At 67.5% G+C, this 20,346-nt stretch carries 18 protein-coding genes; 10 read left to right on the top strand and 8 right to left on the bottom strand.

Annotation, left to right across the window (positions count from 1 at the left end):
• Positions 1 to 91 precede the first annotated feature (91 nt).
• Positions 92 to 850, bottom strand: coding sequence for an FkbM family methyltransferase (locus AB4Z16_RS13925; protein ID WP_441511949.1), 759 nt, complete (start codon positions 848 to 850; stop codon positions 92 to 94).
• On the bottom strand, positions 847 to 2,676 hold the full coding sequence (gene mdoH / locus AB4Z16_RS13920) for a glucans biosynthesis glucosyltransferase MdoH (protein WP_441511948.1): 1,830 nt from the start codon (positions 2,674 to 2,676) through the stop codon (positions 847 to 849). Before mdoH ends, AB4Z16_RS13925 begins: the two co-directional genes overlap by 4 nt.
• 34 nt (positions 2,677 to 2,710) lie before the next feature.
• Here mdoH and AB4Z16_RS13915 point away from each other — a divergent pair, with 34 nt between their 5' ends.
• From AB4Z16_RS13915 to AB4Z16_RS13900, 4 genes are read left to right on the top strand one after another with little or no spacing between them, the layout of a single operon-like run.
• Positions 2,711 to 3,730: a zinc-dependent alcohol dehydrogenase gene (locus tag AB4Z16_RS13915; protein ID WP_441511947.1), complete on the top strand. Its 1,020-nt coding sequence runs from the start codon at positions 2,711 to 2,713 to the stop codon at positions 3,728 to 3,730.
• Between the two features lie 35 nt (positions 3,731 to 3,765).
• A complete protein-coding gene (locus tag AB4Z16_RS13910) occupies positions 3,766 to 4,167 on the top strand; it encodes a 6-pyruvoyl trahydropterin synthase family protein (RefSeq protein WP_441511946.1) in 402 nt (133 codons plus the stop codon).
• Complete coding sequence (locus tag AB4Z16_RS13905; RefSeq protein ID WP_441511945.1) at positions 4,164 to 5,228, top strand: glycosyltransferase family 4 protein; 1,065 nt, start codon at positions 4,164 to 4,166, stop codon at positions 5,226 to 5,228. The genes AB4Z16_RS13910 and AB4Z16_RS13905 overlap by 4 nt, the downstream gene beginning before the upstream one ends.
• Complete coding sequence (locus AB4Z16_RS13900) at positions 5,228 to 6,067, top strand: class I SAM-dependent methyltransferase (protein WP_441511944.1); 840 nt, start codon at positions 5,228 to 5,230, stop codon at positions 6,065 to 6,067. Before AB4Z16_RS13905 ends, AB4Z16_RS13900 begins: the two co-directional genes overlap by 1 nt.
• A 57-nt stretch (positions 6,068 to 6,124) precedes the next feature.
• Here the strand turns inward: AB4Z16_RS13900 and AB4Z16_RS13895 are convergent, their stop codons facing one another.
• Positions 6,125 to 6,685 carry a cytochrome b gene (locus AB4Z16_RS13895; protein ID WP_441511943.1) on the bottom strand — a complete coding sequence of 187 codons (561 nt, stop codon included), beginning with the start codon at positions 6,683 to 6,685 and terminating at the stop codon, positions 6,125 to 6,127.
• Between the two features lie 239 nt (positions 6,686 to 6,924).
• Between AB4Z16_RS13895 and ribA the strand changes: the two genes are divergently transcribed.
• Positions 6,925 to 8,052 carry a GTP cyclohydrolase II RibA gene (gene ribA / locus AB4Z16_RS13890; RefSeq protein WP_441511942.1) on the top strand — a complete coding sequence of 376 codons (1,128 nt, stop codon included), beginning with the start codon at positions 6,925 to 6,927 and terminating at the stop codon, positions 8,050 to 8,052.
• A 31-nt stretch (positions 8,053 to 8,083) separates the two neighbouring features.
• The gene (locus AB4Z16_RS13885) at positions 8,084 to 10,432 is read left to right on the top strand and encodes a hypothetical protein (protein WP_441511941.1); all 2,349 of its coding nucleotides are present in this window, start codon (positions 8,084 to 8,086) and stop codon (positions 10,430 to 10,432) included.
• A 111-nt stretch (positions 10,433 to 10,543) separates the two neighbouring features.
• Here AB4Z16_RS13885 and AB4Z16_RS13880 read toward each other — a convergent pair whose 3' ends face one another.
• From AB4Z16_RS13880 to AB4Z16_RS13865, 4 genes are all read right to left on the bottom strand, one after another.
• Positions 10,544 to 11,404, bottom strand: a complete 861-nt coding sequence (locus tag AB4Z16_RS13880) for a TIGR01459 family HAD-type hydrolase (RefSeq protein ID WP_441511940.1) — start codon at positions 11,402 to 11,404, stop codon at positions 10,544 to 10,546.
• A complete protein-coding gene (locus AB4Z16_RS13875; protein ID WP_441511939.1) occupies positions 11,404 to 12,342 on the bottom strand; it encodes a sugar kinase in 939 nt (312 codons plus the stop codon). The genes AB4Z16_RS13880 and AB4Z16_RS13875 overlap by 1 nt, the downstream gene beginning before the upstream one ends.
• A gap of 231 nt (positions 12,343 to 12,573) precedes the next feature.
• Positions 12,574 to 13,803, bottom strand: coding sequence for a coiled-coil domain-containing protein (locus tag AB4Z16_RS13870; RefSeq protein ID WP_441511938.1), 1,230 nt, complete (start codon positions 13,801 to 13,803; stop codon positions 12,574 to 12,576).
• Between the two features lie 116 nt (positions 13,804 to 13,919).
• On the bottom strand, positions 13,920 to 14,507 hold the full coding sequence (locus AB4Z16_RS13865) for a DUF1134 domain-containing protein (protein WP_441511937.1): 588 nt from the start codon (positions 14,505 to 14,507) through the stop codon (positions 13,920 to 13,922).
• A gap of 294 nt (positions 14,508 to 14,801) precedes the next feature.
• Here AB4Z16_RS13865 and AB4Z16_RS13860 point away from each other — a divergent pair, with 294 nt between their 5' ends.
• The gene (locus AB4Z16_RS13860; protein ID WP_441511936.1) at positions 14,802 to 15,359 is read left to right on the top strand and encodes a YHS domain-containing (seleno)protein; all 558 of its coding nucleotides are present in this window, start codon (positions 14,802 to 14,804) and stop codon (positions 15,357 to 15,359) included.
• Positions 15,360 to 15,533: 174 nt separating this feature from the next.
• Here AB4Z16_RS13860 and AB4Z16_RS13855 read toward each other — a convergent pair whose 3' ends face one another.
• A complete protein-coding gene (locus AB4Z16_RS13855; RefSeq protein ID WP_441511935.1) occupies positions 15,534 to 16,367 on the bottom strand; it encodes a 3'(2'),5'-bisphosphate nucleotidase CysQ family protein in 834 nt (277 codons plus the stop codon).
• Between the two features lie 126 nt (positions 16,368 to 16,493).
• Here AB4Z16_RS13855 and chpT point away from each other — a divergent pair, with 126 nt between their 5' ends.
• The 3 genes from chpT to AB4Z16_RS13840 all read left to right on the top strand — a co-directional run bounded on the left by chpT (position 16,494) and on the right by AB4Z16_RS13840 (position 20,328).
• Positions 16,494 to 17,135 carry a histidine phosphotransferase ChpT gene (gene chpT, locus AB4Z16_RS13850; RefSeq protein WP_441511934.1) on the top strand — a complete coding sequence of 214 codons (642 nt, stop codon included), beginning with the start codon at positions 16,494 to 16,496 and terminating at the stop codon, positions 17,133 to 17,135.
• A gap of 92 nt (positions 17,136 to 17,227) precedes the next feature.
• The gene (locus AB4Z16_RS13845; RefSeq protein WP_441511933.1) at positions 17,228 to 19,834 is read left to right on the top strand and encodes a chemotaxis protein CheW; all 2,607 of its coding nucleotides are present in this window, start codon (positions 17,228 to 17,230) and stop codon (positions 19,832 to 19,834) included.
• A complete protein-coding gene (locus tag AB4Z16_RS13840) occupies positions 19,831 to 20,328 on the top strand; it encodes a chemotaxis protein CheW (RefSeq protein ID WP_441511932.1) in 498 nt (165 codons plus the stop codon). The genes AB4Z16_RS13845 and AB4Z16_RS13840 overlap by 4 nt, the downstream gene beginning before the upstream one ends.
• Positions 20,329 to 20,346 lie beyond the last annotated feature (18 nt).

Raw genomic sequence — 20,346 nt, 5'->3', positions numbered from 1 at the left:
TGCAACGCCGGTATTGGCCGATGGTTGCCAGGGTTTCATTGTCCGGGATGGCGGAGGCGATCGATGCAGATGCCGCCTCTGCACCCCGTCTTCAGCCTTGAAGGATGGCGTAGACATCGCCCGAATTGGCCGCATGAGGCAAGCCGCGCAGATAATCGCCCATGGCATCCGCGCTCGCGGGCTCGCCGAGCTCAAGCCTCTGGCTCTCGCCGATCGCGACGTTGAAGCGGTAGGGGCCGAGCGTCTCCAGTACGGCGAGGCAGGCCTCCGCCACCTCGCGTTGGATCGTCGTGAACTCGAAGGAGATCACCGGCACCGCCTTGGTCAGCCCCGCGAGCACATGCGCCTCGAAGCCCTCGACATCGATCTTCAGAAGCTTGGGCAGGCCGTGGCGCAGGATCAGCCGGTCGAGCGTGGTGCAGGGCACGCTGATCTCGTGGTCCCAGACCTGCCCCTCCCAGCCGCGCGCGCCGGCCGCGGCGCCGATGAAGGCAGCCGACGCCGTCGAGACCGTCGGGTTCGCGCTGTTGATCCTGAGCGCGATCGAGCCCTCGTGATCGCCGCAAGCGGCTGCGATCAGCGTCACCAGCGGGTCGCGCCGGTGGATCAGGCGGATCACACGAGCCGGTCCGGGCTGCGGCTCCAGCGCCACCACGCGCGCGCCGAGCCTGCGGAACGAGGAAATCCGGTCGCCGACATGGGCGCCGATGTCGAAGGCGAGATCGCCCGGTCGCAGGAAAGTCCCGTAGAGCTGGTCCATGGCTGCGTTGCGCCGCTTGTCGCCGTGATAGATGCGCAAGGAGCGCGACAGCGCCTTCACCGTTCCCTTCGGATAGACGGTGGCGTTCATGCGCTGTCCCCGTCGCGGATGGCAGCCAGTACGGGCGGCATGTCGAAATCCTCGGGGATTGCGCAAAGCCCGTGGCGGGCCAGCCAGGCACCCGCAACCGGCCAGGCGGTCAGCATCGCGAACGGGATCGCGAGCAGATAGCCGGCCGTGAGGGGCAGGGACCAGATCAGCACGGTCGGCGCGATCACGCCGAGCCCGGCAAACAGATAGATCCCGAACAGCAGATGCGGCCATAATCCTGCGAAGGCCGTGGCGAAGGTCAGCGCATGGGCATCGCGGGCCTGCCCGTTCCAGCCGATCCGCGCCTTGCCGAAAGCGAGGCCGATCATGAACAGCGTGGTGCGGAAGCTCGAGACCGCGCCTTGCAGGAAGGCGAACAGCGTCTCGATCAGCGCCGAGAACAGGAAACGCGCCGCGCCGCCATAGCGCCGCACGCCGCCGCGCGTCAGCAGGATGTCGGCGAAGCCGGCGAGCTTGGGCGAGAGATACATGGCCAGGAACAGGACATAGAGCCCGGCCGTCAGCGCTGCCGGATAGTCCGCGATCGTCCGGTCCTCCATGGCCTTCAGCGGCAGCAGCGCGATCATCAGCGTCCAGGCCGGCAGACCGAGGAACATCAGGATCGCCCAGACCAGCTGGAACCGGCTCATCGGCTTGAGATCGGCTAAGTCGAGCAGCTTGAGGTACTGCAGATTGCCGAGACACCAGCGCAGGTCGCGCTTGGCGAATTCCAGCATGGTCGGCGGATTCTCCTCCCAGCTCCCGCCCTCGACCGGCAGCACGCGCACCTCGAAGCCGGCGCGGCGCATCAGCGTCGCCTCGACCTGGTCGTGGCTCATGACGGCGCCGCCCAGAGGTGGTCCGCCGGGCAGCACAGGCAAATCGCAGTGGTCGCGGAAAGGCGCGATCCGCACCAGCGCATTGTGCCCCCAGAACGGCCCGCAATCCCCACCCCACCAGGCCGAGCCCATCGTGTAGGGCCGCATGCCCTGGCGCATGCCGAACTGGAAGATGCGGGCGAAAGCGGAGCGACTGGGCATTCCGACCACGAGACTCTGCAGGATTCCGAGTTTTGGATAGGCCTGCATCATTCGGGCCATGCGGAGGATCGTCTCGCCTGACATCACGCTGTCGGCATCGAGCGGCAGCATCAGCGCGTAGCGCTCGCCCCAGCGCTCGCAGAAATCCCGGAGATTGCCGGCCTTGAAGCCGTCATTCTCGGCGCGGCGTCGATAGATCAGGCGTGCGGGCTCGCCGAGTTCGCGCGCCCAGGCAGCGGCAAGATCCTGTTCTCCGGCGGCGACAGCCGGGTCATTGGTGTCGGACAGGACGAAATAGTCGAACCAGATGCCCTCACCCGTCTCGTCAAGGCTCCGCTTCACCACCTCGAGCCGCCGGAAGGCGCGCGCCGGATCCTCATTGCGCAACGTCATCAGCACCGCGGTGCGCAGCGAGAGCGGCGTCGCCCGCTGCCCGGCGGCGGCGAAGGGCGCGACCTCGGCAAGCCCATCCTTGCGGCCATGCAGCAACCACAGCCCGATCGCAGCGTTCCAGAAGCCCAGCACGGTCCAGGGTGCCCCGACAAGGAAGGCGACGAAGATCGCCACATCCGCAACCGTCCAGCCGCCCGCCCCCAGCACCTGAGCAAGCCCCGCCAGCAACAGGATCAGTGTCGCAAGATTGAGCACGAGAACGAGGAGGCGCCGCCGCCGGAGCACGATTGCGTCCTGCAGGCCGGCCGGCGTCAGGCCGATCGCTTCGTCCCCTTGCGTCACCCGCTGGAACGTGTTCGGACCGGGACGCTGGTTCGTGGCAGTCTCTGTCATGGGGGCAGACAGGCTCGGACGGAGGGCAGACGCGATGGCGCGGGAGCTAAAGCCTGCAACCACGATTGACGCAAGGGCCAAGGCCCTCGCGCTTTGGTATATAGCCCCCCGTGAATGCAAGCTGAATGATGTGGCCTTGCCGGTGCCTGGCCCAGCAGACTGCCTCGTCACCACATTGTGGAGCGGGCTGAGCCGCGGCACCGAGCGGCTGATATTCGAAGGCCGCGTGCCGCCTTCCGAACATGAGTGCATGCGCGCGCCCTTTCAGGAGGGTAATTTTCCCTTCCCGGTCAAATACGGCTACTGCGCCGTCGGCCGCGTCGATGCCGGCCCGCCGGACATGCTAGGCCGCATCGTCTTCTGCCTGCATCCGCATCAGGACCGTTTCATTGCACCGCGCAGCAGCCTGATACCGGTTCCCGACAGCGTTCCACCCCGGCGCGCCATCCTCGCCGCCAATATGGAAACGGCCCTGAACGCCCATTGGGACGCCGGCTCCGCCCCGGCCGACCGGATTGTCGTGGTGGGCGGCGGCGTGCTCGGCCTGCTCGTCGCCTGGCTCGCCGCACGCCTGCCGGGAGCCGACGTGACGCTGGTCGATGTCGAGCCCGGCCGTGCAGTGCCTGCCGCCGAACTGGGCTTTGGCTTCGCCATGCCGGACGCAGCGCCGCGCGACGCCGATCTCGTCTTTCACACCAGCGCGACGGCGGCCGGCCTCGCTACCGCCGTGGCTGCGGCCGGCACCGAGGCGCGGATCGTCGAAATGAGCTGGTATGGCGAGGGAACCGTGCCGGCGACCCTCGGCTGCGCCTTCCATGCGCGCCGTCTCCAGCTCGTCTCGTCGCAGGTCGGCATGGTCGCCGCCTCGCATCGGGCGCGCTGGGACCACGCACGACGGGCGGCAGCGGCGATGACGCTCCTCGCCGACGACCGGCTCGACGCTGTAATCACCGAGGAGATCGCCTTCCGCGATGCACCGCAGCGCATCCCGGAACTGCTCGCGCCGGGCGCCGCTGGCCTCACCGCCGCGATTTGCTATGAAACGCGGCCGTGACCGCGCCCGCTTCGGGCGTCTCTCCAGGAGATCGCATGTTTTCCGTCGAAGTCCGCGACCGCATCATGATCGGCCACTCCTTGCCCGATCCCTTCTTCGGTCCCGCGCAGAACATGCATGGAGCGACGTTTGTGGTCGACGTTGCCTTCTTCCGCGAAACGTTGAACCGGCAGAACGTGGTCGTCGACATCGGCGCCGCGCTCGACACGCTCGGCAAGACCCTGAAGCCGCTCAACTACCAGAATCTCGACGCCCTGCCGCAATTCGCTGGGATCCTGACCACCACTGAATTTCTCTGCAAGCATATCTTCGACGCCATGTCCGCCGCCGCGAAATCCGGCGCGCTCGGTGCCGATGGCGCCGGCCTCGCGAAGATCCGCGTCACGCTCCACGAGACCGACCTCGCCCGCGCCAGCTACGAGGGCGTGCTGGCGTGAGCGCCATCGTCTTCGCCATCCCCGGCAATATCGATCTGCCGACCGGCGGCTACGGCTATGACCGCCGTCTCCTGCGTGAATGGCGCCAGATGGGCGTCGAGGCCCGGCATCTGGCCTTGCCGGGCGGCTTTCCCTTCCCGACCGAAGCCGATCTTGCAGCGACGGAATTGCTGCTGGCGGCGACCGCGCCGGACGACATCCTGCTGGTCGACGGTCTCGCCTTCGGGGCCTTTCCCGAAGCACTCGCCGCGCGCTTCGCCGACCGGCTGGTCGCGCTCGTCCACCATCCGCTGGCGCTCGAAACGGGCTTAGAGGCCGCCCAGGCGGCGGCGCTGCGCGCGAGCGAACGGGCCGCTCTCGGCCATGCCCGCTCCGTCGCGGTGACGAGCCCGGCGACGGCAACGGTTTTGAGCACGGAGTTCGGCGTCCCCGAGAGCCGCATTTTCGTCGCCGTTCCCGGTGTCGATCCCGCGCCGCGCGCCACCGGCAGCCGCGGCGATCAGCCGCTGCAACTGCTCGCAGTCGGCTCCCTGATTCCGCGCAAGGGTTACGATGTCCTGATCGAGGCGCTGACGCGGATCGCCGACCGCGACTGGCATCTCACCATCGCCGGCTCTCCCGATTACGCGCCCGAAACCGCGGCCGCGATCGAGACCCATATCCGCTCCGCCGGGCTGGCGGACCGCATCTTGCTTGCCGGGGCCGTGCAACCGGATAACCTCGGTGAACTCTATGACAAAGCTGACCTATTCGCCATGCCCTCGCTCTATGAGGGCTACGGCATGGTTCTGACGGAAGCGCTGGCGCGCGGCCTGCCGATCGTCTGCACGCTGAGCGGCGCGGGCGCCGATGCCTTGCCGGCCGACGCGGCTCTCAAGGTGCCGCCCGGCGACGTTGCGGCACTTGCCAACGCGCTTGCGAGGCTGATTGATGCGCCGGCTGAGCGCCGGCAGAGGGCCGATGCGGCATGGGCGGGAGCCGGCGCCTTGCCACGCTGGCACGATGCCGCCCGCATCGTCGCGCGGGCATGTCTGGGCGGCGGCAGCCGGGAGGTGGGTTGATGGCTGGATTTTCTCCGGAATGGCTCGCCTTGCGCGAGCCTGCGGATCATGCCGCGCGCAATCCGCAGGTGCTCGCCGCGGTCGGCTCGTATTTCTCCGACAGGCCTTCGCTGTCCATCCTCGATCTCGGCTGCGGCGCAGGCTCGAATCTGCGCGCATCCTACGCCGCCCTGCCCGACCGTCAGCACTGGACACTCGTCGATCACGATGCCGACCTGCTTGCCCATGCCCGCAGCCGCCTGGCGGATTGGGCCGATGAAGCGCGCGAGCAGGGCGAGGAACTCGTCCTCGCCAAGGGGGAAAAACTGATCGGCGTGGACACGCGCCGCGTCGACCTCAACAAGGATCTCGACTGGGTGCTCGGCTGGCGGCCAGACCTCGTGACGGCCGCCGCCCTCTTCGACCTCACGTCGCGGCGCTGGATCGAGCGCCTCGTCGCCGCGCTCACGAGCCAACGCCTGCCGCTCTATGCCGTGCTGACCTATGACGGCCGCGAGGCTTGGCAGCCGGAGCACCCCGCCGATGCCGGCATGCACGCCGCCTTTGTCGATCATCAGCGCGGCGACAAGGGCTTCGGCCCCTCCGCCGGCCCGGCGGCCTGCGAAATCGTGGCCGAGGCCTTCCGCAAGGCCGGCTTCGCGGTTTCGACGGGCGACAGCAGCTGGCTGATCGATGGTGCTCGCGCCGATCTGCGCGCGGCCCTGGCCGAGGGCATTGCGCAGGCCGTGCGCGAAACCGGACGGGTCGATCCCGCGACCGTCGAGAGCTGGCTTGCCGCACGCAGCGAGGAAGGATCGGCGCGGATCGGCCATCAGGATCTCTGGGCGCGCCCGGTCTGAGGCTCCGCCCCGAAAACGAGCCGGATCGCCATCTTCCCTCCGGAGGGATTGCACGCCTTAGCCGGTTCCCGGCCACATCCGGCGCAAAACGCCATCCTTGCGGATGACGCGGTGGTAGAGCACCGCGGCGATGTGCAAAATCGCAATTGCGCCGAGCGTCAGCGCAAGCTTGCCATGGACGCCGAGCACCTGCTTGGCCGCCGCTTCATTCGGCCCAGCCAGCGCTGGCAGGTTGAACAGGTCGAACACGGTGAGCGCCGGAAACAGGGAGACGCCGATCCAGCCCAGCAGCGGGACGACGAGGAGCAACCCGTAAAGCAGCCAGTGGACGAGATGCGAGCCGGCCTTCTGCCACCATTCCAGCGTCGGTTCATCCGCCGGCGCTCCATGCAGAAGGCGATAGACCAGGCGCCCTGCCGTCAGCCACAACAGCAGGAATCCGGTAAGCTTATGAGCGCTGTAGAGGCCGTTGGTCAGCCCGTCCCAGAGGTTCAGGACGTTGCCTCGATAGCTCATCGTCACCCCAACCGGGATCATCACGAAGACCGCAACCACGGTGATCCAATGCAGGGTGCGGGCGGTCGCGCTGTAACCGCCGGGCGCCATTTCCGCCGACATCGGCCGTTCTCCGGGTGCTGCCGCTAGGGAAAGCATTCATCCCACGTTCAAGCGTACCAACCTATACGACACTGCTCCGGTCAGGTTCCCGTTTCTCGTTCCCGAGCACTTGCGTGCAATGGAACCGTGCCCTGCCGGGAACGTTGCTGGAAGGGCGAACCAAGAACCCCTATATCCTTTTCCCATGGTGCCTCTGACGCTCCTAGGCCGCTTGCCGGCCCAATCTGACGGACTTCCCGATGCCTGAGTCGCGTACGCTCTTCGGCCCCTCCCTCGAAACTGCGCTTATGAGGGTGGACCGGGCCATCGCCGAGTTTCGCGCCGGCCGCCCCGTCCTGCTGCGGAACGGTGATCAGCGCGCGCTCGCCCTGTCTGCCGAATTGGCCGAAGAGAGCCTCGTGCAGGGTCTCGATGAGCTGGCTCATGGCGGCGGGCATCTTGTCCTCAGCGGTGCGAGGCTGCGCCGGCTTGGCGCAAAGGGGCGCAGCGAAAGCGGCGTCTTTGCGCTGCCCACGATCGATCTCGGCCGCGTCGAGACGCTCGCCCTGAAGATCGATGCGCGGATGGATGCGCCGATCGCGCCCGCCTCCGGGCTCGACGAGGCCGCGCTGGAATTGGCCCGCCTGTCGCTCGTCCTCCCGGCCGTCGTGGTCGTGCGGGTCGACGCCGCCGACATCGCAGATGAGCCGCTGGTCGAAGTCGCCATCGAAGCGATCAAAGGCTATCGCGCCCAGCAGGCCGCTTCGCTGAAGATCGTCGGCCGCGCGCCCGTGCCGCTCGAAGGCGCCCCGGAGACCGAGTTCGTCGTTTTCCGCGGTGGCGAGGGGTTGCGCGATCAGGTCGCGATCATCGTCGGCAGGCCCGATCTTTCGGGGCCGGTGGCGGTGCGTCTGCACTCGGCCTGCCTCACGGGCGATCTCTTCGGTTCGCTGAAATGCGATTGCGGCGACCAACTGCGCGAGACCGTGCAGTGGATGGCGGAGAACACAGGCGGCGTCCTGCTCTACCTGGATCAGGAAGGCCGCGGCAACGGCATCTCCAACAAGATGCGGGCCTACAAGCTGCAGAGCCAGGGCTGGGACACCTATGATGCCGACGAGGTGCTCGGCTTCGATCTCGACCAGCGCCATTTCGATTTCGCGGCGACCATGCTGAAGCAGCTTGGCGTCTCCAGCGTCGTGGCGCTCACCAACAATCCCCTGAAGATCAGCGCGATCGAGGCGGCGGGTCTCGAGGTTGCCGCCAGCCAGCGCGTGCTGGGCCGCCCGAACGCCCACAACGTCCGCTACCTCGCCTCCAAGCGCGACCGCGCCGGCCACTTCATCGACATGGACGCGCTGATGGCGCGTGCCGCCCCGACGGATTGACGGTGTATCCGATCGCGGTCAGGCCAGGCTGATGCCGGTGCCCGGGACGACATCATTCGAGGACGATCCGACACGCTGGCCGCTTGCCAGCGTGTTCTGCATCGTGTTTCTCGGCTGGCTGGCCCTGTCCTGGCCCTGGCTCTCCGGTGCCGTCACGATCCCCTGGGACGCCAAGGCCCATTTCCACCCTCAGCTACAATTCCTCGCCGATAGCTGGCATCGTGGCCTGTCCCCCTTCTGGACGCCCTACGTCTTCTCCGGCTCGCCGCAGGTCGCCGATCCGCAGTCGCTGATCTTCTCCCCCTCCTTCGCGCTGATCGCCGCGCTCAATCCCGCGCCCGATTTCCGCTGGAGCGATGGAGCCGTGCTCGGAACGCTGCTGGTCGGTGCGCTGGCGATCGTCCTGATCTTCCGTGACCGTGGCTGGCATCCGGCCGGCGCGGTCGTCGCGGCCCTCTCCTTCGCCTTCGGCGCCGCCGCCGCCTGGCGTATCCAGCATGTCGGGCAGGTGCTGAACCTCGGCTATTTCACCGTCACCCTCTTCCTGCTCTCCCGTGCGCTGGAGCGCGGCTCGATAGGCTACGGCTTCGCCGCCGGGCTGGTCTCGGGCTTCATGGTGCTCGGCCGCGATCAGGTCGCGCTGATCGGCGTCTACGTTCTTGCCGGGCTGGTCATCGCCGCGATCCTGATGGCGCGCGATCCCTGGCGCGCCTTCCGCGCCAGCCTGTTGCCGCTTCTCGCCGGCACGCTAGGCGCCATTCTGGTCGCCACCATCCCCATCCTCCTGACCGCCTTCATCGCGCAGGAATCGAACCGTCCCGCGATCGACTTCGTCGAAGCCGGGAAGGGCTCGCTGCACCCCGCGGCGCTGCTCACCGGCCTGATCGCCAATCTCTACGGCGCGGCCGGGCCGCTCGCGGATTTCTGGGGTGCGCCGAGCCCGGCCTGGGAAGCCCGCTTCGGCTCGCTCGGGCTCTTCCTCGCCCGCAATATGAGCCAGCTCTATCTCGGTCTGTTGCCGATGGGGCTGGTCCTGACCCTCGGCCTCGTCCGCGGCGCGCTCTGGCGGCGCGAGATCGTCGCGCTCAGCGTCGCCGCGCTCATCGTCCTGCTCTATGCGCTCGGGCGTTACACGCCCGCCTTCCGGCTCCTGTTCGAGCTTCCCGGCGTGAGCTTCTATCGCCGCCCCGCCGACGCGCTCTTCATCCTCGGCTCTCTCATCGCCATCCTCGGCGGCTATCTGACCCACCTCGTCATGACCGGCACGGCGCCGAAGGCGCGCCCGTGGCAGATCGCCCTGGAAGCGCTGATCTTCGCCGGGGCGCTCGCTCTCGCCCTCTGGCTCGCCTGGACGGTCGGGCGCATCCCGGTCGCGATCACGCCGCTCGTCATTGCGCTGCTGTGCGGCCTGCTCACGCTCGGCGGCCTGGTTGCCGCGCGCGGGCTGGCGCAGCGCGGCTCGGCATTGGCGGCGACCGTCGTGCTTGCCGCGATCCTCACCATGGATTTGTCGGTCAATAACGGCCCGAGCGAATCCACTGCCCTGCCGCCGCAGATGTACGACGTGCTGCGGAAGGACAGCGCGAACGAGACCATCGCGCTCCTCAAGCGCGAGACCGCCCGCACTGCCGCTCCCGACCGGCGCGACCGCATCGAGCTCGCCGCCATCGACTTCCACTGGCCCAATGCCAGCCTCGTCCACGAACTCGACAACACGCTGGGCTACAATCCGCTGCGCCTCGGCCTCTACAGCAAGGCGACCGGCGCCGGCGACCAGGTCGCCCTGCCCGACCAGCGCACCTTCTCCGCCCTGATGCCGGGCTATCGTTCCCTGCTGGCTGACTTGCTGGGCCTGCGCTTCATCGCGACCGGCGTTCCCGTCGAGCAGATCGACACGCGGCTGAAGCCCGGCGATCTCAGACAGATCGCCCGGACCAAGGACGCCTATATCTACGAGAACCCGCGCGCCTTGCCGCGCGTCCTGCTGGTCACCGAGGCGCAGAAGGCCGATTTCGACGCCATATTGACGACCGGCCAATGGCCGACCGGCTTCGATCCGCGCCGGACCGTCCTGCTCGACCGCGACCCGCCGCCGCTGGCCACCGGCGCTATCGGGCCGGCCAAGGTTGCGATCCGCGATTACGGCACGACCACGGTGACGCTCGCCGTCGATGCGCCCCGCGGCGGCTATCTCGTCCTCAACGACGTCTGGCACCACTGGTGGCGGGTAGAGGTCGACGATCGCCCGGCGGAGTTGCTGCGCGCCAATGTGCTTTTCCGGGCCGTCGTCGTCCCGCCCGGGAAATCCACCGTTCGCTTCGTCTTCCGCCCGCTCGAAGGCCTCTACGAGGACATCCTCGCACGGCTGCGCAATCACTAGGCTTAGGAACCGCTGCCGTCACTCCGAGGCGGCCCTTGGGCCTGCCCCGTAATGACGGCGGTGCTGCAACAAGGCCAGCTCGGCCAAGCGTCCACCGCCTGAGGCCCGGCTTCAGGCCAGCGCGCCCATTGCCGCGATCGGCCGGACCGGCAACCCGTCCAGCACCTTGGCGAGCCCGGAAGGATCGACCTCACCGCCATGCATCGTCTCGTCGCGATGGATGCCGCCGGCGATGAAAAGGCTGTCGAAGCCCATCAGCCTTGCGCCGGCGAGATCGGTCCTGACCGCGTCGCCGATCACCAGGACCTTGCCGGGTTCGACAGGGCTGCCGCCGCGCGCCTCGGCGGCGGCTGCAAGCGCCAGGTCATAGGCCGGACGATAAGGCTTGCCGGCCCAGGCGACGGTCCCGCCCAGCTCCTCATAGATCGCCGCGAGCGAACCGGCGCAGGGCAGCAGATCCTCGCCGACATGCACGACGAGATCCGGGTTGCCGCAGATGAAAGGCAGGCCGCGCCGGGCGAAGCGCTCGAGCAGCGGCCGGTACTGTTCCGGCGTCTCGGTGCGGTAATCGTTGAGCTCGGTCGCCACGATGATGTCGGCCTGCTCTTCGCCGACCAGCTCGACATCGAGCCCAGCGAAAACCGCCCGGTCGCTTTGCCAGCCGATATGGTAGACGCGCTTGTGATGGCTCTCCGCGATCAGCGCGCGCGTGACGTCGCCGGACGTGACGAGCCGGTTCCAGGCCTCGCGCGGCACGCGCTTGGTATCGAGCAGACCAGCCACCTGCGTGGACGGCCCGGGGGCATTGGAGAGCAGCGCGACCGTCCCGCCCAGCTTCCGGAAGGCGATCAATGCCTCGCAGGCCGGCTCCAGCGCCCAAAGCCCGTCATGAACGACGCCCCAGACATCGCTGATCAGCACATCGTAGCGGGCGAGGAGATCGCCCGCGCGCTTCAGAACGGGAACGGTCATTAGCTCTTGGCCTCGGCAGCGATACGCGCTTCGACCTCGTCACGGCGCGGCAGCGGCGCGACGGCGCCATAGCCCTGCGTCGAGAGCGCCGCGGCGACATTGGCATAGGCGCCCGCCGCGAAGGCATCGCCGGTGCGCAGATATTCGGCGAGGAAGGCGCCGTCATAGCAATCGCCCGCGCCCGTCGCGTCGATGGCATCGACCTTGATCGGGCGGAAACGCTCCCTGCGCACCGGCGTCGCAACCAGCGAGCCTTCGTGGCCGAGCGTCAGCGCGACGACCCGCGCGCCCAGGCCGAGATAGAAATCGACGATGGCGTCGGGATTGTTGAGCCCGGTGAGCTGCGTCGCATCGTCGAGGCCCGGCAGAACGATGTCCGCCATGGCGCAGGCGGCGTGGATGATCGCCCGCGCGCGAGTCAGCGGCCAGAGCTTCAGGCGCAGATTTGTGTCGTAGGCGGTGAGAACACCGGCCTTGCGCGCCGTCTCGAAGGCTTCGAACACCGCATCGCAGGCGCTGGCCGAAATGGCCTGGCTGATGCCGGAGGCCTGGATGATGCGGGCCGAGCGAATGAGATCGCGCGGCAGGTCGCGCGATCCGTAGAGGCTCGCGGCCGAACCGGCGCGCAGATAGGAGAAGACGTGGCCGGACGGGCCGTGATCGACGAAATAGAGCCCCGTCGGAGCGGTCGGATGCGTCGAGACATGGGCGTCGTTGACGCCCTCCCGCTTCCACAGCGCCCGGATCGAATGGCCGGCGCTGTCATCGCCGAGCGCCCCGAGATACCCCACCGATAGGCCCTGCCGGGCCGCCGCGACGGCACAATTAGATGTGTCGCCGCCATGCCCGAACAGGAAGGCCCCGGTCTCGGCCCGGGTGGCGTTGAACTCGCCGAGCGGCTCGCCCAGGCACAAGAGATCGATTTGGCTGTCCGTCACGATTTAAAACCATTCAGGTGGCGCCGGCGCGCCGGGAGGCCCCGTCTTCCTAGAGCATCGGGCCGAAAAGTGGAATCCACTTCTCGGAAAAATCCGATGCCCGAACAAAGAGATAGATCGTCGCTCCGGTCCGACAGAGATGCAAGGCGATCTGGAGCATCGACGAGGAAAGGGGAAGCCGCTTTTCGGTGCTGCCCGGACCACGCGACGAACGGCGCGGCCGATTCCGCGCTATTCTGCCGCCTCACGCTTCGGCGATAGGCTCATCAAGCGGTCGGCCAGCCGGACGATCTCCTCGCGCAAGGCCGAATTGGCCTGCGCGCCCGATGCCGCTCTGCGCAGGTCCGACATCTCGTCCAGGAGCTGATTTCGATCTTCGCGGGCCCGGCTGAGGGCTCCTTGCAGCGTTTGAAGCTCGGCATGCACAAGCTCGATCTGACCATCCCGTTCGCGCTGACTGTCCTGCAAGGCCGTGATCTCTTCCTGTTTGCGCCGGCGCAGATCGACCAGCTCATCCTTGGCAGCCGCAAGCGCCAGTTCCAGGGCATCCACCCGGCCTTGCAGCGTCTCTTGATCGGCCATCGTCTGCTCCAGCCTCACGCCGAGCTGCCGCGCCTCGACAGCCGCCGCGCTGGCGCGCGCATCGGCCGCTGCCAGCCCAGCTTCAGCCTGCTCGGCACGCGCGGAGAAGGCACCGGCCCGCACCTGTTCGCCGTCGCGCTCGCCCGTCATCGTTTTCAATGACGCCTCGCTGCGGCCCAGCGCATCCTCGACTCCCGCCAGTCTGCCGGCAAGCTCGTCGCGCTTGCCCTGGAGGATCATGATCTGGGTGCGGTCCTCCACCAGCGCCAAGCGCAGCTTCGCATGCTCGTCGCGGATCCCCGCCAGTTCGGTCTCGCGTTCGGCGAGCAGCTTCTCGATCCGCCCGACCGTCTCGCGTTCCCGCGCGAGCTCGTCGTCGCGCATGCTCAGATCCGCGCCGGTGCCGGTCAGAGCTTGCCGTGTCTCAGCCAGGCTCTGCTCCAGGCTCGCCAGATCCGCGAGCCGCTCCTCCAGCGCCGCGGCCGTTTCGCCATGGCCCGCCTGTTCCTGTTCGAGGGTTCTGCGCGTGTCGCCAAGCTCGGCCCGGGTCGTAGCGAGCAGGTTTTCGAGTTCCGCGATCCGTGTGTCGCGCTCGCCACGCTCGCGCTCCAGCCGGCCGATCGTCATGTCGCGGCGGCCAAGCTCCTGCATCGCCCCGGCCTTGGCCGCAAAGCCACGCTCGGCCTGTTGCTCAACGGAGCGCATGCGCAGGGCGAGTTCGGCGCGCAGATGGTCGCGATCAGCAGCGATTTCCCCCAGGGAGAGCGGGAACGCAGCCTCAGCCCGCTTGCGCGCCAGCCGATCGGCACGGCGAGCAAGCGCCGGCACCGCTGCCAGCGCGAGCAGGGCCGCGCAAAGGAAGCCGAGCGCGAACAGCATGGCGGCTTCGATCAAGACCCAGGTCTCCCGAACCAGGCGTGGACACAGGCGATGGCTGAATCTGCCACGCCCGCGCCGCCAAGGCCAGTTCTAGTCACCCGCTCGAGATCGGCGGGCTAGAACGGATTCCACGTCGCCTGCGGCGTGAACTTGAGATAGCCGAGATTGACGCCGAGCCGCCAGCCGACGCCGGTGCGAATCGGCACGATGGTGATGCCCTCCGCCGTCATCGCGGTGAAGCCGAATCCGCCGATGAAATAGGCCGAGCCGTCGACACCGGCGAAGCGCTGGTAGAGCGCGTCCACCGCCGGCAGGTTGTAGGCCAGCATCATCGTGCGTGCGCCTTCGCCGCCGAAGTCGAAGCCGATCGACGGCCCCTGCCAGAACACCCTGCGGTCGCCGGCATTGCGGGTGTAGAGCTGGCCCTCGCCGAAGCGCAGCCCACCGACGAAGGCTCCAGAGGCCTCCTGGCCGAGCACATAGCCATTGGGCTCGCCCCAGCGCCGCACGGCCTCCTCGATGGTGAGCGCGAGACCTCGCGACACGTTGCCGAAGAACTTGTGGCCGGACGTGACCAGTTCGTTCTGCGAGAAGGAGCGCTGCTCGTTGTAGTTCTGCGCGAAAGCCGGGGCCGACAGACCGGTGAGGCCGGTTCCGGCTACGGCGAGACCGCTCTTGATGAGACTGCGGCGGGTCTGGTTCATATGCTAGATCTCCGGACAGAGGGTCTGGCCAGGCCGGACGCCAGAACGGTTTGATCGCCCGGGCTCGCGGCGCCGGCCTCGGTTGCCGGGCAACCTGTTCCGGACAAGCGCGATGCGGACCGGACGGCGGGCCGATTCTGGGCTATCCGCCGCTCGCACCGGCGTCGAAAAAACGACGTCCGGCGAAAACGAATCATTTCGGTAACCAGTTTGATACGCTGCAAATCTATCCAAGGCGTGAAAATTCCGGAGAGCCGAGCCGCCCGTGATCCGGGATTGCGAGGATTTGTGGGGATGAAGGCCGCAACAAGGCGACGCTGGAGCGCGACCTGCGCCGGCATTGCCATTCTCTTCCTCGTCGTCTCCATGACGTCCGCCAACACCACCTCCGCCGAGCCGGTTGTTCCGGCTTCGACGGGGGCACCGGGGCTGCCAGCCGGTCTGCCCAGCCTGCCCGCACTTGGCGAAGTGATGCAGCGCGACCTGCGCACCGGCCTTGCCATCAACGGCTTCGACCCGGTGTCCTATCGCTTAGGCAATGGGCCTTCGGCCGGCCTCGCGGACCACGAGCTGATTCATGAGGGTATTGTCTGGCGCTTCGCCTCGCAGGCCAATCTCGAGGCCTTCCGCGATGCACCGGGCGTCTACGCGCCCGCTTTCGGCGGCTTCGACCCGACGGGCGTCGCCAATGGCGTCGCTGTCGAGAGCGATCCCAGCCAATACGCGATCATCGGCTCGCGGCTGTTCCTGTTCCGCTCGGCGGAAAACCGCCAGCGGTTCCTGCAGGGCGCCGCGCTCCTGGCCCAGGCCGAAGATCGCTGGAAATCGGTGCTGCGTTTCGTCGCCCGCTGAGGTCTCCGAGAGGCCTTTTGGAGACCCGAGCCCTCATCCTGAGGAGCGCCGCAAGGCGGGTCTCGAAGGGGATGGCCCAGATATCTCCGGAGCCTCCTGGAGCATCCTTCGAGACTCCATTCCCAAGGGAATGGCTCCTCAGGATGAGGGCTCGGGGAATTCTCAAAAAGGCTCTCAGCAGCCGGTATCACCGGCGATGGCCCGCCGCGCCAGCGCCTCGCTCGACGCCGCCACGAAAGGCGGATTGCGGAACTGCCGCTCGCTCACGCCGTAATGCGGCAAGGCGCCGTCAAGCGTCAGCACCACCCCGCCCGCCGCCGAAAGAATGGCGTCGCCGGCCGCGATGTCCCATTCCATGGTCTGGCCACAGCGGACATGGAGATCCGCCTCGCCCGAAGCGATCATCCCGAACTTCACCGCCGACGAGACGGGGATGCCTTTGTGGCAGCACATCGACGCGGCGATGCCGTCGCTGCGGCCGTCGCCATGGAAGCGGCTGACCAGCGCCACCGGCCCGTCGCTGGGCAAGGCACGCACCGCCGCGCGGCGCGCTTCCCCGAGCACGGTGCCGTCGGCGGCAAAATCCTGCACATAGGCGTGCTGGCCCGCGAACCAGAGGCGGCCGATGGCCGGGGCAGCAATCGCGCCCGCGATCGGCCTGCCGTCACAGACCACCGCAATCGCGACGCAGTAACTGTCGCCGCCGGCCAGGAACTCGCGCGTGCCGTCCAGCGGATCGAGCAGGATGAAGACCTCGCCCGGCGCGACGCTGTCGGCCGTTTCCTCGCTGATGACAGGGAAGCCGGGGCAAAGGCGCGCGAGCGCATCCTTCGCGGCATGGTCGGCAGCCAAATCCGCCGAGCAGACCGGCGAGCCGTCCTGCTTGAGCGTCACATCGCGTGCCGCCCGCTTCGCCAGCAGGACGGTCGAACTGATCCTGGCAGCTTCCGCAAGCTTGCGCCCCAGCCCGTCGCAATCGCGCAGGCGGGCATCGTCGCGGCCGATCATGGCGGCCCATCCTTCGAACATTGGCCCGGTATATGGCGATTAACCACATGAAAACCAAGATGACAGCATATCTGGCGGCATTGCCGCCCTACCCTCGGCGCATCGCCATCCCAGGATTTCGCCCCCATGACCGCCATCTCGCTCGACTCGCTCGATCTGGCCGCTCTTCTTTGCAGCCGCGTCTGCCATGACGTGATCAGCCCGGTCGGCGCGATTGTCAACGCTCTGGAGGTTCTCGAGGAAGACGATCCCTCGATGCGCGACTTCGCGCTCGAGCTCATCAAGAAGAGCGCCCGCAACGCCTCCGCCCGCCTGCAGTTCGCGCGCCTCGCCTTCGGCGCAGCCGGCTCGGCCGGCGCGATGATCGATCTCGGCGATGCCGGCAACGTCGCCAACGGCTTCCTGAACGACGAGAAACTGTCGCTCGACTGGGATGCGCCGCGCGCCCTGTTGCCGAAGAACCAGGTCAAGCTCCTGCTGAACCTGCTGGTCATCGCAGCCCAGGCGGTGCCGCGCGGCGGCAAGCTTGTCTCGCGAGCCAGCGTCGAGGGTGAACAGGGCAGCTTCGAGATCAAGGCCACCGGCTCGCATGCCCGCATCCCCGCCCATGTCGAGGAACTGCTCGCCGGCAATGCGCCGGGCGGCACGATCGACGCCCATGCCGTCCAGCCGGTCTATACCGGCATGGTGGCGCGCGCCGCAGGGATGGAGGTTTCCGTCGCGATCGACGGCGAGACCGTGACCATCAAGGCAGCCAAGGCGGCCTGAAACCGAAATCAGTCGACGGGCGATCTCAACCGATCATAAACCCTTCTCGTGCTTTGGTTCCTGGAGGGTTTCGCGTTGAGTGATGTTCCTGCATGGACGAGTTGCTGCAAGAGTTCCTGACCGAGACCGGCGAGAACCTCGATACGGTCGACCGGGAGCTCGTCCGCTTCGAGCAGGACCCGAACGATCGGGATATCCTGCGCAACATCTTCAGGCTGGTTCACACCGTCAAGGGAACCTGCGGCTTCATCGGCCTGCCGCGGCTCGAGGCGCTGACCCACGCGGCCGAGTCGGTGATCGGGCAGTTCCGTGACGGCGCGACGGTGAAGCCGAGCGCCGTCACCGCCATTCTCGAAACCATCGACCGCATCAAGGACATCCTCGCCGAGCTGACCGAGAAGGGGCAGGAGCCGGAGGGCGACGACAAGACGCTGATCCACGAATTGCAGGCTCTGGCCGACCGCGCCAGGGGCGAACTCGACCACGCGTACCCGGCCGAGGAGCCGATCGATCCCGTCGCCGCCTATCTCGCCCGGCATGGCCAGGCTGACGCCAAGGCTGCAACGGACGACATCGTGTTTCGCAGCGCACCGGAGCCGCAGCGCGACCGCAACGGCCGTATCGAAAGCGGCGAAAGTCCCACGCATTCCGAAGATGGCCCGTCATCCCCGCGAAGCGGCGGCCCGGCGACACTGCGCGTCAATGTCGACACGATCGAGCATCTGATGACCATGGTCTCCGAGCTCGTTCTGACACGCAACCAGCTCCTCGATGTCTCCCGCCAGCAGGAGGACGCCAAGCTCAAGGCACCGCTGCAGCGCCTCTCGCTGATCACCGCCGAGCTGCAGGACGGCGTGATGAAGACCCGTATGCAGCCGATCGGCAACGCCTGGTCGAAGCTGCCGCGCATCGTCCGCGACCTCAGCACCGAACTCGGCAAGCGCATCGAACTCGTGACCGATGGGGCGGAAACCGAACTCGACCGCCAGATCCTCGACCTGATCAAGGACCCGCTCATCCACATGGTCCGCAACTGCGCCGACCATGCGATCGAGCTTCCGGCGGAGCGCCGGGCAGCCGGCAAGCTCGAACAGGGCACGATCCGGCTTTCCGCCTATCATGAGGGCGGCTCCGTCACGATCTCGATCGCGGATGACGGGCGCGGGCTCGATGTCGGACGCATCCGGAACAAGGCCATCGCCCGGGGCCTTGCGACCGAAGCCGAGATCGAGAAGCTCGGCGACGCCCAGATCAGCCGCTTCATCTTCCTGCCCGGCTTCTCGACCGTGGATAATGTGACGGCGGTTTCCGGCCGCGGCGTCGGCATGGATGTGGTCAAGGCCAATGTCGATTCGATCGGCGGGATGATTGACGTCGCCAGCCGTCCCGGCTTCGGCACGACCATCACCATCAAGATCCCGCTGACGCTCGCGATCATCTCCGCCTTGATCGTGGTGGCGGGCAATGACCGATATGCGATCCCGCAGATCGCGGTGCGCGAGCTCGTGCGGGTGAAGGCGGGGGACGACAACCGCATCGAGGAGATCAACGGCGCCCCGGTCCTGCGGCTGCGCGGACGGCTGCTTCCGATCATTTCGCTTCCCGAGCTGATGGGCGCGCCCAAGGCCGCTGACGGTGAGGGCTTCATCGTCATCACCCAGATCGGCGAGCGGCAATTCGGGATCCTCGTCGACAGCGTCTTCCACACCGAGGAAATCGTGGTGAAGCCGATGTCGAGCAAGCTGCGCCACATCCCGCTTTTCTCCGGCAATACCATCCTCGGCGACGGGGCCGTCGTGCTGATCGTCGACCCCAACGGCGTCGCCAGCCTGGTCGGCGCTGTTCTGTCGGGCGAGGCCGAGGCGAAGCCGCATGCCGCCGCCCCTCATGCCCAGGCCAGCGAGAAGACGACGATGCTCGTCTTCCGCACCGGAGCCGGCAGTCTCCAGGCCCTGCCTTTGTCGCTGGTGACAAGGCTCGAGGAGGTCGACGCCGAGCAGTTCCAGCGCGGCGGCGGCCGCACTTTGCTGCATTATCGCGGGCGGCTCGTACCCGTCACGCCGCTCGCGGAAACGCAGTTGCGCAGCCAGGGCATCCAGCCACTCGTCATCGTCTCGGACGGCGACCTGACCGTCGCGCTTGCCGTCGATGCCATCGTCGATATCGTCGAGGACAGTTTCGACCTCGAAATGGCCGCCAGCCACGAGCGCGGCGTAATCGGCTCGGCCATGATCCGGGGCCGCGCCACCGATATCGTCGATCTCGCCCATTACCTGCCGCTGAACGAACCCGGCTGGTTTGCCGTGCGGCGCAGCTCGGCTCCATCCGCCCGTGTCCTGCTGATCGAGCCGTCGGATTTCCTGCGGGAAATGCTGAGCCCGATCCTGAAGGCGTCCGGCCATGTGATCACCATGGCGGCCGATTTCCACCTTGATCCCACTGCAGCCGCCGAGCCGTTCAGCATCGTCCTGCTCGATCTCGATCGGCAGACCGAAGCGGCCTTCGTCTTCGCCGCCGCGCTGCGCGCGCAGGCCGGCAGCGAGCGCCTGCGCATCCTCGGACTCACCACTTGCGCGACCCCCGATCTGCACATGCGGGCCGTACAGGCCGGCCTCGACGATATCGTCGCAAAATTCGATCGCCGGGCCCTGCTGAGCGAGCTGAATGCCGGCAGCGCGGATATGAGGCAGGCAGCATGACCCTTCCGGTGCCCGACAAGGCGCAGCAGGCGGCCTCCGCCGGTTTCGGCGATTCGCTGGACTACGTGACGATCCGCATCGGCGAGCAGTTGCTCGGGCTGCCGATCGGCCGCGTACAGGACGTCTTCATCACCGACCGCATCACGCTCGTCCCTCGCGCACCGAGCGAGATCGTCGGTCTGCTGAATCTGCGCGGACGCATCGTCACGGCGATCTGCCTGCGCAAGCGGCTAGGCAGGATGGTTCCGGAGGCGCAGGGGCAAGGCGAGCTGACGGCGATTGGGATCGACCATCGCGGCGAGGCCTTTGCCCTCATCGTCGACGCCGTCGGCGAGGTGATCCGGCTGGACCGTTCCACCTTCGAGCCGTTGCCCGTTCATCTCGACCGCGTCTGGACCGCGTTGGCGACCGGCGTTCACCGGCTCGCCGACGAGCTCCTCGTCATACTCGATCTCGATGCAGTCCTCGATCTCGACCTTCCCGCCGCGGCCTGAGGCGCGGCCCCAAAGCTT

This window comes from Allobosea sp. TAF32 (genome assembly GCF_052113585.1).
Classification (GTDB): domain Bacteria; phylum Pseudomonadota; class Alphaproteobacteria; order Rhizobiales; family Beijerinckiaceae; genus Allobosea.
Note: the sequence above shows the minus strand (reverse complement) of the source record. Positions and strands in the feature narration are given on the sequence as shown.